This window comes from Marinobacter pelagius (assembly GCF_003315345.1).
GTDB classification, from domain to species: Bacteria; Pseudomonadota; Gammaproteobacteria; order Pseudomonadales; family Oleiphilaceae; genus Marinobacter; species Marinobacter pelagius_A.
Map to the genome: position 1 here is coordinate 91,694 of NZ_QNRO01000004.1, position 18,275 is coordinate 109,968.

The following is an 18,275-nucleotide window of genomic DNA, read 5'->3' on the forward strand; positions in this document are numbered from 1 at the left end:
GTTTTCATGAGACTCCGGGGCGGGGCCGTGAACCTGGGGTCAGAAGAAAGCTTTCTTCTGACCCCGTCTTCAGCCCCACCCCGCAGTCAGATCAAAGGTCGCCGAATTTCTTCCCTTCGCTGACCAACTTCTCCAGCAACGCCGCCGGCTGCCACTGCTCACCACCGACGGTGTCCTGGTACTTCTTCACAGCGGCAAGAATATTGTCCAGACCTTCCTGATCGGCCCAGAACATGGGGCCGCCGCGGTAGGCCGGGAAGCCGTAGCCGTAGATCCAGACGATGTCGATGTCGATAGGACGGTCGGCAATGCCCTCTTCCAGGATCTTGGCGCCTTCGTTGATCATCACGTACATGCAGCGCTCGAGAATTTCCTGGTCGCTGATCGCGCGCGGGGTAATACCCTGCTCCTTACGGAACTCCTCGATCAGCTGCTCCACCTCAGGATCAGGAATCGGCTTCCGGCTGCCTTCTTCATATTTATAGACGCCCGCCTGGGTCTTCTGGCCAAGACGGCCCTGCTCCGCCAGCTTGTCCATCCAGCTGGCCGGGATATCCTCACCGGCCTTGCGGCGCTCTTCACGGATGCGGTAACCCACGTCGATACCGGCCAGATCCGACATGGCGAACTGGCCCATGGGGAAGCCCAGGTCGGTCAGGACCTTGTCCACCTGCTGCGGAGTGGCGCCTTCGTCCACCAGTGACATGCCCTCGGTGCCGCGCTTGTGCAGCATCCGGTTACCGACAAAGCCGTAGCAGTTGCCGACCATGACGCCCACTTTCTTGATCTTCTTGGCGACCGCCATGACCGTGGCCTTCACTTCATCGGAGGTCTTGGTGCCACGCACGTTTTCCAGCAGCTTCATGACGTTGGCCGGGCTGAAGAAGTGCATGCCCACCACGTCTTCCGGACGCTTGGTGGCGGAAGCGATCTCGTCGATGTCCAGGGTGGAGGTGTTGGAAGCCAGAATGGCGCCCGGCTTGCAGACTTCATCCAGCTTGGCAAAGATCTCCTTCTTGATGGCCATGTTCTCGAACACCGCCTCGATCACCAGGTCAACATCCCGGAAATCGTCGTAGGTCAAGCTCGGAGTAATCAGGGCCATGCGCTGCTCCACCTGCTCCTGGGTCAGCTTGCCCTTCTTCGCAGAGTTCTCATAGTTACGGCGGATGATCGCAAGACCCTTATCGAGCGCCTCCTGTTTCACCTCGACGATGGTGACCGGAATGCCCACGTTGGCAAAGTTCATGGCGATGCCGCCACCCATGGTGCCGGCGCCAATGATACCGACGCTCTTCACGTCACGGACCGGGGTGTCCTTGGGCAGACCCTTGACCTTGGAGGCTTCACGCTCGCCAAAGAACGAGTGAATCAGGCCCGCGCGCTGGGGCGATTCCATGCACTCCATGAACAGTTCACGCTCACGATTCATGCCTTCCTCGAACGGCAGGTTAAACGCGGCTTCCACGGCATCGACACACTTGAACGGGGAGAACAGGCCGCGAGCGCGCTTTTTCAAACCTTCGCGGAACTGGTCGAAGACATCGCTGCCCTTTTCCGCATCGATCTTGTCGGTGATGTCACGCACCCGGCGTACCGGCTTGCCTTCATCCGCGATCTTCCGGGCAAACGCCAGGCCCACGGCACGGATGTCGTCGCCCTCTTCCACGGCATCGACAATACCCAGGGCCAGGGCGTCCTTGGCACCGACGAACTCACCGGTGGTAATCATTTCCAGCGCCTTCTGGGCACCGGTCAGGCGCGGCAGCCGCTGGGTACCACCAGCCCCCGGCAACAGGCCGAGCTTCACTTCCGGCAGGCCCACTTTGGCGCTGCTCAGGGCCACCCGATAGTGGCAGCTCAACGCGGTTTCCAGACCACCACCCAGCGCGGTGCCGTGAATTGCTGCAATCAGGGGCTTGTCACTGTTTTCAAAAGTATTGACGACGTTCGGCAACGACGGCTCCTGCATCGGCTTGCCGAATTCCCGGATGTCGGCGCCGGCAATAAAGGTGCGACCTTCGCACACCAGTAGCAGTACCTTGGCGTCTGTGTCCTTCTGGCCTTGCTCCAGGGCTGCAAGCAGACCCGAGCGAACAGCGTGGCCGAGGGCATTGACCGGCGGATAATTCACGGTAATAACGCCGACACTGCCTTCCCGGTTATAGCTAACGACCTCAGACATATTCTCTCCTCGCCTTAATTGAAATGACATTTTAACTAGCGAAACATGCGTACGATTTAATACAAGTTTCTGGTTGGTTTCAACCGTCCATTAAACTACAGACACAAAAAAACCGCAGAATTTCTTCTGCGGTTCGGGTTACCTCCACAACTCGTGGAGGTAACCAGATCAAGCATTCAGCCATTCGCTGTCGGAATTCATCCGCGACAGTGTGTTAGATGGCAACGCAACTCTGAACAACTATTGGCAGCCGGGGGGCACCACACCACCCTTGCCTCTGGCCACAGAACATCCGAACCCCGGGCCTCTACCGGGACCATTGTCCCCGATCACTGGCTCATTCTCGGATGGTGCATCCGGCACTGTTATGGCAAAGTCATTTGCATCGGTGTACCAAACCCTCGCATAGCGAGCGTCGGAGGCAGGCTCACCTTCCGGCAGTGGATCAGCGGTATTGAACTGTGCCCAGCTCGCATAAAGCGTATCACCTGCGGGCGTCATCACCAGACTGGATTCCTCTGCAGACACATTGGTTCCAGTGGTCAACCGGTCGAACTCGTTACAGAAGGTTGCAGTACAACCACTGATAAGCACATCTTCACTGCTTGCGACCTGATAATGGTCTCCGAAGTTGATACCTCGGCCATAGAACAGATCCAGGGCTTCCGCCTCACCTTCTTCAACCGTTGTGTTGTCACCGGTCTCGTAGACGACAAAGAACCTGGAAGGATTGAATACATCCGAGTCCGGATCGGTAGCACCTTCAAGTTCTGACTCGATAGACGGCATGGTGGGAGGATCCGGCGCATAGCGGGGATCAAGGATCGTAAACCGGTAGGTAGACGTGCCATCCGCGCTTTGCAGCTGGGAAACGTTCCGAGCCTGCTCCGGCGCGCCAGCCATGTAATCTGTGCAGACCTGGGAATCACCGGCAGCATCTTCTCCGTCACGCATGAACTCGCAAGTGCGGGTACCGGCGCCACCCCAGTCTGCTGGCGTAGTGGTCCAGGTACGACCGCCATCGAATGAGCGACGAATGTACAGGTCGTAACGATCAGAACCGACGGCATTACGCTTCCAGTTCGGTGACCAGGCGTACATCACCACCGCCAGATCACCCCACAGGTAGCCACGATGGCCCTTGGCAACGTCCAGCGGGTTGTACCAGGACTGGTCATCCAGATTGCTTCCCAGGAGGTCTTCTGTGCAGTCGGGAGAACCGGGACACTGAATCCAGGTAGCCACTTTGTCGAAGCCAACCTGGTCTTCAGGATCATCCGTCGCAATACCATCTTCTCCAACGGTCGGACAGACCCCATCACTGGTGTCATTGTCACCCCCACCGCCGGATGCACAAGCGGTCGGAGTCACGCCCGACACGTTGACGGCCGGATCCATACAGATCCCTTTCGGATAATAGGGGTTCGATCCGTCATTGAACAAACGGAATCCACACACCATGTTCGAGAAGTCGTACGGATTCTCAGAGGCACCGGCATTAACAATGCGCCGGGCCATAATGTCTGCCGGCCCCCCCTGCTGCAGCAATCCCTGCTTGAACATTGGCATGGCCGTGAGCTGGGTTCCACTCTCAACGGCGGTCTCAAGCGGCTGAACCAACAAGCTTCCGCGCCGGGCAATCTCAGTGCGATAGATTTCAAAGTTGTAGTCGCCACCGCTTCCAACAAAGTTCCACATATCCGCAGTATCCATGGGCGGATAGGTCAGACCGGTACGCCAGTCAACCTCGGGCTGGTTCAGTAGGTTACCCTGGCTGACGAGGTTCCTGACCAGGCTGGTCTCGGAGGTGTCCGCGCTGGTGTTCGGCTTACCCATGTCGAAGGAAAAGTACCAAACGTTCTTGCCCAGGTCCGCCACGACGCAATTCTCGTCATTGTCGACATCCTCACAACGGACGGTCGGATTATCGACCTGGTAACCAAAGCGCCCGAGCCCCTTGCTCTCCTCAGCAACCACGACCACCCAGGCTCCAATGGTATTGCCTTGCGCATCCTTGCGAGCCTGCAACGACATACGAGCGCGGGTCGCCGCTGTGTTGGCAACGTTCGGAATACCGTCTTCACTGACACAGATGTCGGTACTTTGATTATTCTGCCCCGTCGGGATGGAAACCGTATCAACACATTGATCTTTCAGTGCAAACACCGGCCCAAGTGTGCAGTACAAGTCATCTTCAACGTCCGCATTGCACCGGGCATTGTTGGTAAGCCGCATCGGAACGGCGAACGGGACATAGGGCTTGGGCTTCGCTGCATCTGCTACCCAATACTCTTCCAGAGTTGAGTTCCCACCGTCTGCCGTAATCACCGTATCGAAATGCTCGTACGGCAGGAACGAATACCAGATATCCGTCTGATTGGAGCCGATGGCTCCACTCCACCCCTCACCGGGTCCCTCACCCTGTCCCGGCTGCAGTCCTGCGGGATCCTCCTGCCAGGTGATGGCGACACCGGCGCCCTCGACCATCGCGATTTCAGCACGGTTTACATCGCGACGCCCGGAAGTGAGTCGCTCTGGCTTGTACCAGACAATGTGACTGGCTTCCTCTACATCTGCGGTACGGGGGTCGTCCTGCTCAAGCATGACCCCACGAGCGGTCCAAAGGCAGTGGTAGGGCACCTCACCAACTGAGGGATAATCATCTGAGTAATCAACCGTTCCCTGTGAGCCCGCGACACCAAACACGTCTGTCAGGTAGAGGTCCGTTAACAGATCGACGCCAAGATCCGTGGCCACGGTAGGGATGTCGCGAGTATATTCACCATCCCCATCAACCGCGTAGGCTGGCGATCCCGTCTCGCAATAACGGCTTTGCCAGGCTACTGCGATCTTATTTCCTGCTACGGCGTGAACGATGTTGGTTACATCGCCCGGATATCCTCCTGCGAGATCCACGATTTTGTCCGCAGATTCCGACAGATTTGTCGTTTTCCAGGTGTTTCCGTCATCAAAACTGACAGCTGCGTATGCATCACGCTTGCCTTTACCCGTAAATCCTCCGGCATTTTCGTCGCCAACCGGCTCTGCACCTTCCACCGGTCCATACAGGAAAACCCCAACCAGAGGTTTGGCGACATCACGAGTCTTGAGGGTAGTGCCGTCAATGGCATTGTACGAAACAGTGGTAGCCTCGCCTGATGAAGTCTGCGCTGGTACGTAAGTACGCAAATACTTGATGAATGCGTGCTCAGCTTCTGGCGGAATCCCATTAAGAAGCTCAGCATCGAGATTGATGTTCTGGGACATGCTTTTGGATAATTGCTCGCCGACTTCGGCCAGCGCCGGCAGTGCCACCCAAGGACTGGCCACCAGCGCCACAGAGAGCGCCATCCTTTTGATTTTAAAAACCATTCCTAACTCCTTGTCCAGAAGGGACGTTCTTGTAATGCCCTATTCCTTGAACTGCAGGAAACCGATGTTTCGTTCTCGAAACACGGTTTAGAATAGTACTGAGACACCAAAAGCAATAAGCTTATTTCGATTATTTTTTATACAATTTTGAGCTTAAAATCGTCTGATTATCGACGCTTTGAACTTAATGAGAAGGTTTGAAATTAAAGCCCGCGACAGACTTTACAAGCAGGTATAAAAGTGGAGGAGATTCGTTTCAGAGCGCGCGCCAATTCAATGACTGAAAACACGCTGGCAGGGAGGGGGAGCAGAGCCCACTCAAAGAGCGGACCCTGAGAACTGGATACTCAAACGCCCAGCGACTCAATATCACCCGCCAGCATCGCCAGCTGATGGGCAATGGAACCACGAAGCTTCTCACCAGGCACCAGGTAGGATGGCGCGGCGCAAGTCAGCGCCATGATAGTGCCATCCTGCAGATGAATCGGCACGCCCGCGGAGTTGATGTTTCGGTCCCACTCACCGAGGGACAGGCAGAAGCCATGCTCCTTGTAGTCCTTCATGGCCTGTTCCAGACCTTCTTTCTTTTCCGGCCAGGCATCGCCGTACTTGTCGGCCATGGCCTCGTCGATCATGGTGCGGGCCTTGTCGCTGATGGCGCAGTAGTAAGCACGACCGGCGGAGGTGGTGGCCATGGGCAGTTTCAGGCCGATCTCCATGCGCAGAAGCGAAGCCTCCGGCGGCAACCGGTTTTCCACGTAGATCATATGCAGGCGGTCCCGGCAGGTCAGGCCAACGGACATGTTGGTCTGGCGGGCAAACTCGTCCATGTACGGCTTGGCCAGTTGACGCACCTTGAGGTTGGACACGTAGGCATAACCCAGAGCCAGTACCCCGGAGCTGAGCTGGTACTTTTCCAGCTGGGTGTTGTAGCTCAGGTAACCGAGCTTGGTGAGGGTGTAGGTCATCCGGGACACTGTCGGCTTGGGCAGGCCGGTGATGCGGGCAATATCCTGGTTGCCGAGGATAACCGACCCCTGGCTGAACGCACGGAGCACATCCAGGCCGCGGGACAGGGCCTCGACAAACTTGCGGTCCTTTTCCGGCTTGACCGGCTCGCCATCACCGGATGCAACTCTCAATTCCGGTGAATTTTGTTTTGTTCTTGCCATAGTGGGGCGTCCTCCAACCGCGTCGCCTGCTCCGGTGTCCGGGGTATCAATCTGATGAATGACTAAACATGCGCCATTTTAATCGCTGAGCAAATCAAGTACCAGAAAGTCTTTTCAAAACCCGTGCCAAATATGAAACACTCTCAGGTAATGTTTCAAAACAAAACTCGCAGGGCGATACCAGATACCGCCTTTACGCGTTTTGCTCGATATCTTATTCTGCATTGCAAAACAAGTTAGCAGTGTAAATTGCCAGTTACGACCCCGGAGGCGAAATGAAGGTTCTATTTGTCGCAGGTGACCCCAAGCCGGAACGCTGGACAGTTCCCATCAAGGAGCTGCTGCCGGAGGCGGAGGTTCACGTCTGGGACCCCGAGGGCCCGGCTGTCGATGCCGACTATGCCATCGTCTGGCAGCCGCCGGCGAGACTGTTCGAGCGGGAGAAGAAGCTCAAGGCAGTGTTCAACCTCGGTGCCGGTATCGACGGGTTGCTGAAAGTGCCCAACCTTCCCACAGACCTGACTGTGGTGCGCCTGGAAGACGCCGGCATGTCGGTGCAGATGGCCGAGTACGTGCTGCACCAGTTACTGGAAGCCAGCCGTGGGATGGAAACCTATCGGGAGCAGCAGCGCCAGGGCATCTGGAAGATTCATCGCCCGATCAAGCGCAGCGAGTGGCCCGTGGGTGTCATGGGGCTCGGGCATATCGGCAAGCGGGTGGCGCGTACCCTGGCGGATCTGGACTACCGGGTGAATGGCTGGGCCCGGAGTGAGCACGACCTCAACGATGTCAGCACCTATGCCGGTGCGGACCAGCTCGGTGAATTCCTGAAATCCACCCGGGTTCTGGTCAACACCCTGCCCCTGACCGATGAAACCCGGGACATCATCGACTATGAACTGCTGAGCCAGTTGCAGCCTGGCGCGGTGCTGATCAACGTTGGCCGGGGCGAACACCTGGTCGAGGACGACCTGCTGAAAGTCCTGGACGAGGGCAAGCTGGTCCGGGCCTCCCTGGATGTGTTCCGCAAGGAGCCGCTGCCCGAGGGGCATCCGTTCTGGCAGCGCCCTGAAATCACCATCACCCCGCACATCTCCGCCAGAACATTGCGGGATGCCACCCTGGAACAGATTACCGGCAAGATTCGGGATCATGCCCGGGGCCTGCCCATTACCGGGATCGTCGATACCAGCCGCGGTTACTGATCTGAACGGCCGGCACCGATCATGACACGGTCGGTGCCAGCCAGGCCACCAGAGCCGTCAGCACCAGCAGCAGGGGGATGGCGATCAACACGAACCGCCCATTCCAGCGAAACGCCACAACCCACCGGGATACCTGGCCAAACCGGGAAAGCAGCATCACCGAGGGACCAAAGGGCGAGAGCATCATGGCCAGGGAAAAGCCGATCACCAGGGCCACGGCCACCGGCAACGGATTCATCCCGCCAGCCACCAGCTCCGGCAGCAATCCGGCCTGAACACTCAGCACTGTGATCGGAATGACCCCGATCATGGAGAACATGGGCATCATCAGCATACCCAGCACCGCCAGCAGGAAAACACCGCTACCGCTCTGGAGCAGGCCGGCAAGCGCATCGGCGGGAATCACGGCTGACAGGGCCACCCCGAGAATGGCCGAGGCCGCAAAAATGGCCATTTCGTTGTTCATGGTCCACACCTGCTCCGCACCCTCCTGCAAAACCGGTAACAACTTCCAATCCTGCGCGAGCATGTAAAGCACGGTCACGGAAGGTACTGTCAGCATGGCTGCCACCGATACCTTGAGGCCGGTACTCGCCACCAGGGCCGCCATCACCGCAAAGACCACCAGAATGAGCACCAGCAAACGCCCTGTGCCCGCCGGCCAACCCTCGAGGGCCATTCGTTCACTGCTGACCCTGCGGAACCGGCGCTGCTCCAGCACCCAGCCAACGGCCACCAGTACCAGCGCGGCAATCACTCCGAATGGCAATAACAGTGACCAGCTCAGCTGGGGCAACTCGCGGGTAAGGATGGCCACCGCCACACTGGTCGGCGCGACCAAAGGCACCAGGGCAAAGCCCCGGAGGGCGCTGATCAACACACTGCGCAACCACTGCAAACGTGATTCACCGGTGATGCCGCGCTCACGCAGGGTCTCCGAGAGCGTGCCACAGAGCAGGCTCATCATGCCGAAACTCAGCACCGAGGCGATGCCGCAGCTGACCAGGGCGTATTTCGGATAGAGCCAGCCTGGCCGGCCGCCGAGCAGCACATCGTGGATCCGGCGCAGCACTTCGAATCGGCGCACCAGGCACTGCATCATGCCCAGGCTGCCGAGGAACGCCGAATAGAACGCCGCATCCGAGGCCGCTTTCATCAGCTGATCCGTCCCCAGCGCGCCATAGCTGGCGAGGCCACCGAGCACCGCAAGGGAGAGCAACAGTAACATACGGGCATAACCCTGCAGGCGCCCGGCACCGATCAGGAAGGCAGCCACAAAGATACTGCCGGCAAACGCGCTCAACTCGCGGTTGCCGAGGCAGATGGCGACCAGTTCGGTCAGCGCCGCCAGCGATACCAGCCATTGCAGAATCGTGTTCATAGTCGCCCCGACCAGCGACGCTTGATCACTGCTTGCATTTCCATAATACCCGGATTAGTCTTTTGCCATTCATTTACAAAACTGTGTTTCGCTAAACGAAACTATATTAACACACAACGCCGGGAAATCTCATGACCGGGCTTCCCGCTCATTGCCTGCAGGAGAATACGAATGGCTTCCGCACCCTGGAATGACCTGCTGAATTTCGACGCACAACTGGACGAGACCGAGCGTCAGGTCCGCGACAGTATCCGCAGCTTCTGTGACCAGCAGCTGATGCCGGGCATCATCGAAGCCAACCGGCACGAGAAATTCGATCGCAACATCTTTAACCAGATGGGTGAACTGGGCATGCTCGGCGCTACCCTGCCGGAAGAGTACGGCGGCCCGGGTCTGAACCATGTCTGCTACGGCCTGATCGCCCGGGAAGTGGAGCGAGTGGATTCCGCCTACCGTTCAGCTCTGAGTGTGCAGTCTTCCCTGGTCATGTACCCGATCTTCTCCTACGGCAAGGAAGCACTGAAGCAGCGTATCCTGCCAAAGCTGGCTTCCGGGGAATACGTGGGCTGCTTCGGCCTGACCGAACCCAACCATGGTTCCGATCCCGGCGGCATGGAAACCCGTGCGAAAAAGGTCGACGGCGGTTATCTGCTGAGTGGTTCCAAGACCTGGATCACCAACTCACCCATTGCCGACATCTGCGTGGTCTGGGCCAAGCTGGACGGCAAGGTGAACGGCTTTGTCATCGAACGGGAAGGTGCCAAGGGACTGGACACCCCGAAGATCCAGGGCAAGTTCTCCCTGAGGGCTTCCGATACCGGCTCCATCTTCATGGATGAGGTGTTCGTGCCCGAGGAAAACCGTCTGGACGTGGAAGGCCTGAAAGGCCCGCTGAGCTGCCTGAACAAGGCCCGGTTCGGCATCAGCTGGGGTGCCCTGGGCGCGGCGGAATTCTGCTGGCACGCCGCCCGCAACTACACCCTCGAGCGCAAGCAGTTCGGCAAGCCCCTGGCCGCCAACCAGCTGATCCAGAAAAAGCTGGTGGATATGCAGACCGAGATCACCATCGGCCTGCAATCCGTACTTCAGCTCGGTCGCATGATGGACGCCGGCATTGCCACTCCGGACGCGGTGTCACTGCTCAAGCGCAACAACTGCGGCAAGGCCCTGGACATCGCCCGGGTTGCCCGGGACATGCATGGCGGCAACGGCATTGCCGACGAGTACCACGTGATCCGCCACGTCATGAACCTGGAGGCGGTGAATACCTACGAGGGCACCCACGATGTGCATGCCCTGATTCTTGGCCGGGGCCAGACCGGGATTCAGGCGTTCAGCTGAATCGCGGTCTCCACCGGCAATACTGCCAGCAGGTCGGCGCACAGATCGCAGGCCGGCTGGCAGCACTTCTGGACGGAGTGCGCCATGAACGCGGCGGCTTCGGCATGGTTGCAATGACTCAGCCTGCCGCTACAGATCGCCACATGGCGATACAGACCTTCTACAGCCTCGAGGCGGGTATCATAGGGTCCGCGCTCGGGGATCTCCCGGGTCCGGACGTACCATTTGCCACGGCGGTACACGAGGCGGTTATCGATCTCGAGCAATCCTATCCGGGTCAGAATATCAATCACCTGAAAAGCCTCCATAAGACCTCCCCGGCGTCTGGCCGGAGAGGTGGGTCTCATCCCATCGCCACCATTTAACGGACACCCGCGCGCCGGAGCGCAGCTGGCGTGTATTCCCGGGAACTGCGTTCGGTGCCGTACTCGTAGGGATTGTCTTCCTCGTTCGTCAGACCCATCACGAGGTACCGGCCAGAGAGCAGGTCGTACAGGGTTTCGAAGGCATAGGCCGGGATCTTCGCGTCGTAGATCTGCATGGCATGGGCTTCGGCCACCCGCCAGAGATTGCCCTTGCCGTCGTAGTGATCGACCACGGCAATCTGCCAGGTATCCTCGTCGATGTAGAAATCCCGGACCTGATAGATATGACGCTCGCCGTCCTTGAGGGTGGCGCGGACATGCCAGACCCGGTGCAGTTCATAGCGGGCCAGGCTCTGGTCCACATGGCCTGGCTTGATGATATCGGTGTAGCTCAGATCGGCACTGGCGATCCGGTAGGAGTTGTACGGGATATACAGCTCCTTCTTGCCTACCAGCTCCCAGTTGTACTTGTCCGGTGCGCCGTTATAGAGATCCAGGTTATCCGAGGTACGCTGACCATCGGCAGCAGTGCCCGGCCCGTCATAGGCCACATTGGGCGCCCGGCGCACGCGGCGCTGCCCGGAGTTGTACAGCCAGGCCCGGCGTGGCTCCTTGACCTGGTTGATGGTCTCGTGCACCAGCAGCACGTTACCGGCCAGGCGTGAAGGCGCGGTGATGGTCTGCTTGAAGTAGAACATCACGTTGGGATCTTCCGCCGGGTCATAGTCCTGCAGCGCTACCCGTTCGGTGAAGGATTCGGTGAACTTCACCGGGCTGAAATCACCATTGGGCTGGGGCGTCACCTGGGCCACGTTGCGGGTGAAGGAGCCGCCCCGATAACGGGTGATGTGATTGAAGATCGCCTCCAGTCCATTCTGTGGAATGGGGAACGGAATGGCGGTCTGGTAGTTCTGAAGGCCATTGCCGCTTTCCACCAACTCCACCGAGGTGGCGTTTTTCTTGCTCTTTGCCTGGATAAACTCCGGATAGGTCGCTGTCCGCCGGGTTTCGTATACCGGCATGAAGTAGTCGTCGTACTTCCTGATCATGGCGACCTGGCCGGGGGTCAGGTTGTCGCTGTACTGGTCCACGTTGCTCTGGTCAATCCGGAACAGCTCCTGATCGCCCGGGAAGGGGTCAACGTAGCGTCCATCGCCCTTGTATCCGGCCGGCGCTTCGGTCAGCCCGCCGGTCCAGGCCGGGATCTCGTCGCCATTGCCGGCTTTCTCGGCGCCGATCGGGGTCAGGGTGTCACCCAGTTTGGAAGCCTCTTCAGCCCCCACTGCGGCCCCCGCGTTGGCGGAGGCCATCATCGCTGCGGTTACAGCTCCGTAGATCAGGGTTCTTGTGGTCTTCATGTTGTTCACCTTTAAAGTCACGTGTTGTTTCAGAATGAGTAGGAAACGGAAGCGGCAACGAAATCCCGGTCATTGGTCTCGTTGTAATCGCCGCCGAAGTAGGTGGTGTAACTCAGGGATGCCTTGTAGGAATTCTGATAGGTGGCATCGAGGCCCAGGCCCACGGACTTGTTGCCTTCCTTGAAGTTGCCGCCCGGATCCGGCGCATAACCCTTCACGTCGTGGGTCAGGAACAGCTTCGGACGCAGGTTGACCCCGGCAAAGGCGCTCGGGTAATCCCAGACAAACAGGGTCCGATAACCCCAGGAAAAACTGGTGGTAAAGCCGTCGCCGCCGCAGTTGGTGGGGTTGATGTTCAGGCGTGGAACGTCATCGGTGCCCTGGCTGCAGAAATCACCCGTGAAGCTCTCACCATCCAGAGGTACCGGACCAACACCCCAGATACCGGAGCGGCCATAACGGGCCTCGGACTTGTCCGGAAGGTCGTGGACATAAGTGGCGCCGACTTCGCCAACGATGATAAAGCGGGCCGCACCCATCACCCGGTCAATGAAGTGGATGAAAGTCGCCTGGGCCTGGGACACGCCGAACCGGTCGTATCCCTCCACGGCCTTACCAGCGTAGTTGTAGCCTTTCTCGATTTCCCGCTGCTCAAGCTTGCTTATGACCTGGCCGTCCGGGCCGCGCTGCTGAAGGCCCCCGTAGATCAACTCAAAGGTATTCCACTGGATCGGCATGTTGGGACGGTAGCTGTATTCCGCCCCAAGAGAAGTCCCGGTGGGAAGCGTGGTGTTGACGCTTACACCGAAAAGCTCGATGTCCTGCGGGTACTCAATGAAGTAGCTGGGGAAGCGCGCATCCGGAAGGGTGGGGTCCCGCATCTGGGTTTCATCGGCATCGGCGGGGTTATTCACCACACCGCTGATGTAGGGCAGCCGGCTGTTATAACGGGTATAGAAGAAGCCCAGTTCGGCGCCCAGATCGGTCATGTACCACCGGGCAGCCATACCATATTGGTCGGTGTCTCCCGGTTCCTTGTCACCGATGCGCGGGGCGACAAAACCCTCCTCCAAGGCCTGGGAGTCAGGCACCTGGCCAGCCAGCAATACCGGGCCACAGCCGTCAGCCGCCACATCCGCGCTGGAGAAAAAGGTGCCGCAATCATCAATGCGGAACGGCTCCCACTCCGTCTGCACGAATGCCTCCAGCGTGACCTCCGGCGTAATCCCGACTGAGCTGTACAGCATTTCCACCGGCAACAGCACGTCCTTCAACTCTGCACCCGGGGCGCGGAATGCGGGCACGTCAATGGGGTTGACCGCATTGATACCACCGAGGATGAACGTACTTTCGCCCCAATTCACCACCTGCCGGCCATAACGGACGGACACCGGGGTATCCCCGAAATACCAGTCGGTGAACACGTAAGCGTCCAGCAAATCGGCCCCGGCGGCATTGTCCAGGGCCTCCTCGTTGAGCTCCCGGCGCTGGCCGACCGGATCCACCGCCCGTGGGTTATCCTTCAGTTCGTAGTCGTAGTAGTAAGTGCCACGGACCAGGGCGCCGACCCGGGTTAGGGTATCGCTGTCTGGTGCGTAATCCAGGAACAGCTCCGACCGACCCCGCAGAATCTGGGAATACGGTTCACCCTTTTCGAAGTTGAGGTTGCCATCGTCAAAGTTGTTGGATGAGGCACCGGTGTTGCTGAACGCAAATTCCGGCCCCAGGTTGCCCTGGGAGATCAGGTCCTTGTCCTGATCCTCAAGGCGGTAGGCCATACCCGCTGTGAGCGTCGTGCTGAACGAAGCGTCAATTTCGTAGATGCTGAAGTCGAATGCCAATGCAGTCCCGGAAAGACCGGCAAGTTGCATGGCCAACGCGAGCCGCAGCGGTGTATGCAAGGTCGGTTTTATTGTTTTCATTGCGTGTTACTCCGCAAGTTTCAGGCAAAGCCTCCCCGTCTGGCGAGGCTAACGCCATGTTTTAATTGATATTATTTGAACACTTGGGCACCACCCGAAGGGGTGCCCGCCGATAGCATCAGGTCACAGGCCGAGCACTCCGTCGAGAAGTCCGCCACCGCCGTCACCACCATTGTTGGGGGTATCGCCGGCGTCGGTGTTGCCACCGCTGTCGGTGCAATCGGTACCGCTGGTATCGGCATCCTGGACCACGCAGGGGTTGATCACGGCCACCGTTCCGTCGGTGAACAGCTGCAACATCTGGGCGGTCATTTCGTCAAAGACCGCGCGGGAGGAGAAAGGGTCGGCCTCTTTCTGACCCGCGGAAATCGGGTTGCCGTGAGAGCCTTCCAGGTAGCGGGTGATCAGCGGCAGACCGTCGGTCTGAAGCGGGGTGGATTCCGCGCCCATGGCTGCGGCGAGGGGATCAGTTCCCGCCAGAGGCATGTTTTCGCCCTCGATTACGAAGCCTGTTTCCGGAAGCGTGGTGGACAATGGTCCCAGCGGATACAGCACCGCATCTGCGGCATTGGGTACGGTATCGTCCGTCGGGCGATCAGGGTCATCGGGAACGCCGGCAATCTCGGTCAGCAGGATCGGTGCTTCCTTATAGAGAGGTGCGAAGGCCACCGGATCCGCCGAATCGAGCAGGCCCTGGAACACATTGAAATAGATATTCAGCTCCGTACGGCCCTGGGTCAGCAGGCCGTCCGACGCTTCATCCAGTCCCGGCAGCACTCGCGGGGCCACCGACTGGGAGTTCTCTACCAGGCGCCCGAAGCTGCCACCGGTATTGAACAGGTTGGCGGCCAGGATCGGATTGAGATTATCGTTGCCGGCTTCGATGGCGGCGTTATTGACGTGGGGAAAGGCTGCGCCGCCCATGCCACTGAGGGAATGGCTCAGGAAATAGACCCGATCCGGATCCATATTGAGGTCCTGTGGACAATCGGCGCAGGCGGCAATGGCATCTTCGATTGCCTGCAACGATGCATTCACGTTAAGCAGGTCCAGGGCGCCCTGGCGCATGTTGTCCCGGGTATTCGCGTAGTTGGCAAAGTTCAGGAACAGGCTGCCGGATTCCGGTGCCTCCAGCTGGCTGGCCGGGACAGGATTGAGGTCGGCGTCGGCGGCGAATCCGAAGTGGCGCTCCGTGGCATCGGCAGAAGCTCCCGCCTGCTCGCTGATCGGATTCAGACCCACAAAGCCTTCCCCGAAGATGCCGTGCAGGGGCTGGTCGATGCCGATGGTCACGAAGCAGTCGTAACTGTTACCAGGATCTGCACACAGCAGGCCGGCTGCCGTTGCCAGAGGCAGGGTGGCAGAGCGGTCCGTGGTCACCGCATGCTGGTAGATGATGACCGGGTAACCATTTGCGGGAATACCACCACTCAGCGTCAGGAAAGTCGCGTTGTTAGTGTCCGGTGCCGTGATCACGATGGGTACCGTTGTATCCGCGCTCTTATCCGCGAATGGGAAACGATAGGTGATCCGGTCCGAGGGCGCGCCGTCGAGGCTGTCGTTACCGGAAAAATCAGCTGGCAGCCAGCTTTCGGAGGTCAGCACTGAACCATTACCGTCCTCCGGCACAGTCTGGAAATACGGCAGGGTGATTTCACCCTCGTAGACATGGACATTGAGAGGCGTGCCTTGGATTTCCTGGGCCAGCGCCGGATTCACGTCACCACCGTCACGCTGGCTGAACACACGCACCTCTCTGGGTTTCGGTGTATCCACAATGGTTTCCGCAGCGGCAGCCAGCGTCTGGGCGTCGGATTCGATATCCATGCTCAGGTCGGTAGCAACCGCGGCAGCAGTCTGTAAGGTATTGGCTAAGCGTCGATCGGACAGCGGGTCGGAAACCAGGTCCGCGTAGAGAACGGTCATACCGTTATCCCGGGCCTCGGTCAGGAGCGTGGCCAGCTCTTCATCGTAGAGGCGAAAACCGGTGTCCGTCAGTGTCTGGTAGATCTGGCTGTTAAGCGCTTCCTCATCGGACGTTGCGCCCTCGCCCAGCGTCTGGTCACTGAGGTTGTAAAAACCGTCCAGCAACCTGTTCAGGGCCTGCTGGCGTTGGGCGACCGACAGAACAGAGCGGTAATAGGTGACCGGTGCTGCATTGGCCAGCAGAACATCATCCACGGCGGTCGTGGTAATCGTGGTCGAGTAGGTAACGTCCTCAAAGCTCTGGGCAAAGCCCGCCGATGCAGCAACCTCGCGCTTGAAGTCAAAGTAGTCTGCGGCGAGCTGACGCGCCGGCAGCATGGCATCGCGGAACGGCTGGAAGGCCGCATTGGACAGAGTGCGCTCCGGATCGGCAACGCTCTGGAAAGTGGGTGAACCAACCAGTGGCTCGCCGTCGGCATCAACGATATCGTTGGTCAGCGCCAGAACGTACTGGGTCTTTTCTGCCAGCGGCTCCAGGGGCAGGACCCGCACCAGGTTGTTCTGGCCCCCGTCGATATCCAGCAACTCCACCCGGAACCTTTCGCGAAGCAGATCGCTGAAGATGGCATCGGCTTCGGCAGTGTTGCCCTGCTCCCGGAGCCTGAGTGCCTGGCGGTAGCGGATAGCCGGTGTCAGTCCGGCAACTTCGGTATCCAGGACTTCGATGGTATCGCCACTGGCGTATTCAACCGCGAAGAAAAACACGTTCTGATCCGGGTTAGGAACCACTTCCCCGTCCACCTCAACAAAGTCCCGGGCATCCAGGATCTGCTGGCTATCGAGGCTGGCGCTGATCTTGATATCAACGGGTGCCAGCACCGAGCTGCCATCCAGGAAGCCGATGCCGGTGGTTACCGGGTTAGCCGGATCGGTGCCATCGAGCATGGTGCCGTCGTCCACCTCACTCAGATAGAACAGGGCATCGCTCGGGATGGGAAACTCGGTTTCCAGTGGATCGAATAACGGGTGAACGCCACGTTCTATCAGGTTGCTGGTGATGCGGTAATCGGGATCGGCGTTCTTGCTGGTCTGGCTGCTGCCGTCGAGACAACCGGACAAACCCAGTGTCGTAGCCGACAGCGCAGCAAGGCATACGGTGCGAATCAACATGTTTCGTTACCTCTGTTTTTTTGTAGTTCGACGGTCCCTCGCCTTTAGTTGCCCTCAACGGAGGTCTAATTGCAAAGGTTCCAAAACCAGAGGCACTTTTTTGTCATTTCAGCCAAAAATTATTACAAACAGTTGATATTAAAACCGAAAATTTATATTCAATTTTTTACAAACGGACATACCCCAGCCAGAGGTGCGCTGGTACCATTTAAAAATGCGACAAAAACCATAAAACTCACGCAGCACGAACCACGTGCCGGGTGTTTTCAGGGGTACCCGCTTGGCCTTACTTTCATTTCGCCAATCAAAATCGAAACGCTTCGACCGTCTGGTTCAGCCCCACCTGAAGACGATGTTCACCTTTGCCTACCGGTTAACCGGTCGTGAGCACGATGCCGAGGATCTGGTCCAGGACGTGGTGGTCAAACTCTATCCGCGCCTGGACGAGCTGGAATCCGTGGACCACCTTCGACCCTGGCTGCACCGGGTGCTTTACCGGCATTTCGTCGATACAATCCGTAAACGACCTGCGGGACGGGAGATCAACACCAGCGCCCTGGATCTCCATGACGAGCAGACACCGTTTCTGGAGACCCGGGTTGGTAGCGAGCCAGACCCGCTGGCGAATGTGGAATGGGATATCCGCAGCCAAACCCTGAAACGGCTGTTGGGAGAGCTTCATCCCGATCAGCGAACCCTTTTGTTACTACACGACGCCGACGGCTGGCGTCAGGAAGACATCGCAGAGGTACTCGACGTGCCCATCGGCACCATCAAATCCCGGCTTCATCGGACCCGCGCCCTGCTCCGCACAAAATTGCAGGAAGAACTGGAACCTTTTGAGCAGCAACTCCGTGGACTCAAATGAGGTAGATGCG

At 58.6% G+C, this 18,275-nt stretch carries 11 protein-coding genes; 3 read left to right on the top strand and 8 right to left on the bottom strand.

Going from position 1 to position 18,275, the window contains the following annotated elements; all coding sequences use genetic code 11:
• Positions 1-91 precede the first annotated feature (91 nt).
• From DET50_RS05470 to DET50_RS05480, 3 genes are all read right to left on the bottom strand, one after another.
• Entirely contained in the window at positions 92-2,185 is a 2,094-nt protein-coding gene (locus tag DET50_RS05470) for a 3-hydroxyacyl-CoA dehydrogenase NAD-binding domain-containing protein (RefSeq protein ID WP_113861868.1), read from the bottom strand.
• Positions 2,186-2,425: 240 nt separating this feature from the next.
• On the bottom strand, positions 2,426-5,557 hold the full coding sequence (locus DET50_RS05475) for a choice-of-anchor O protein (protein WP_113861869.1): 3,132 nt from the start codon (positions 5,555-5,557) through the stop codon (positions 2,426-2,428).
• A gap of 347 nt (positions 5,558-5,904) precedes the next feature.
• Positions 5,905-6,729, bottom strand: a complete 825-nt coding sequence (locus DET50_RS05480; RefSeq protein ID WP_113861870.1) for an IclR family transcriptional regulator — start codon at positions 6,727-6,729, stop codon at positions 5,905-5,907.
• A gap of 275 nt (positions 6,730-7,004) precedes the next feature.
• Between DET50_RS05480 and DET50_RS05485 the strand changes: the two genes are divergently transcribed.
• Positions 7,005-7,934, top strand: coding sequence for a 2-hydroxyacid dehydrogenase (locus DET50_RS05485; RefSeq protein WP_113861871.1), 930 nt, complete (start codon positions 7,005-7,007; stop codon positions 7,932-7,934).
• Positions 7,935-7,953: 19 nt separating this feature from the next.
• Here DET50_RS05485 and DET50_RS05490 read toward each other — a convergent pair whose 3' ends face one another.
• Positions 7,954-9,315, bottom strand: a complete 1,362-nt coding sequence (locus DET50_RS05490) for a hypothetical protein (RefSeq protein ID WP_113861872.1) — start codon at positions 9,313-9,315, stop codon at positions 7,954-7,956.
• A gap of 171 nt (positions 9,316-9,486) precedes the next feature.
• On the opposite strand from DET50_RS05490, the gene DET50_RS05495 reads away from it, so the two are divergent.
• Positions 9,487-10,656, top strand: coding sequence for an acyl-CoA dehydrogenase (locus DET50_RS05495; RefSeq protein WP_113861873.1), 1,170 nt, complete (start codon positions 9,487-9,489; stop codon positions 10,654-10,656).
• Here the strand turns inward: DET50_RS05495 and DET50_RS05500 are convergent.
• The 4 genes from DET50_RS05500 to DET50_RS05515 form a co-directional block, all read right to left on the bottom strand.
• On the bottom strand, positions 10,641-10,964 hold the full coding sequence (locus DET50_RS05500) for a DUF6316 family protein (RefSeq protein ID WP_113861874.1): 324 nt from the start codon (positions 10,962-10,964) through the stop codon (positions 10,641-10,643). The genes DET50_RS05495 and DET50_RS05500 overlap by 16 nt on opposite strands.
• A gap of 53 nt (positions 10,965-11,017) precedes the next feature.
• Positions 11,018-12,379: a DUF1329 domain-containing protein gene (locus DET50_RS05505; RefSeq protein WP_113861875.1), complete on the bottom strand. Its 1,362-nt coding sequence runs from the start codon at positions 12,377-12,379 to the stop codon at positions 11,018-11,020.
• Between the two features lie 29 nt (positions 12,380-12,408).
• Entirely contained in the window at positions 12,409-14,301 is a 1,893-nt protein-coding gene (locus DET50_RS05510; RefSeq protein WP_113861876.1) for a DUF1302 domain-containing protein, read from the bottom strand.
• A gap of 123 nt (positions 14,302-14,424) precedes the next feature.
• On the bottom strand, positions 14,425-17,397 hold the full coding sequence (locus DET50_RS05515; protein ID WP_113861877.1) for a hypothetical protein: 2,973 nt from the start codon (positions 17,395-17,397) through the stop codon (positions 14,425-14,427).
• 352 nt (positions 17,398-17,749) lie between these two features.
• Here DET50_RS05515 and DET50_RS05520 point away from each other — a divergent pair, with 352 nt between their 5' ends.
• Complete coding sequence (locus DET50_RS05520; protein ID WP_404932717.1) at positions 17,750-18,265, top strand: RNA polymerase sigma factor; 516 nt, start codon at positions 17,750-17,752, stop codon at positions 18,263-18,265.
• Positions 18,266-18,275: the final 10 nt, after the last annotated feature.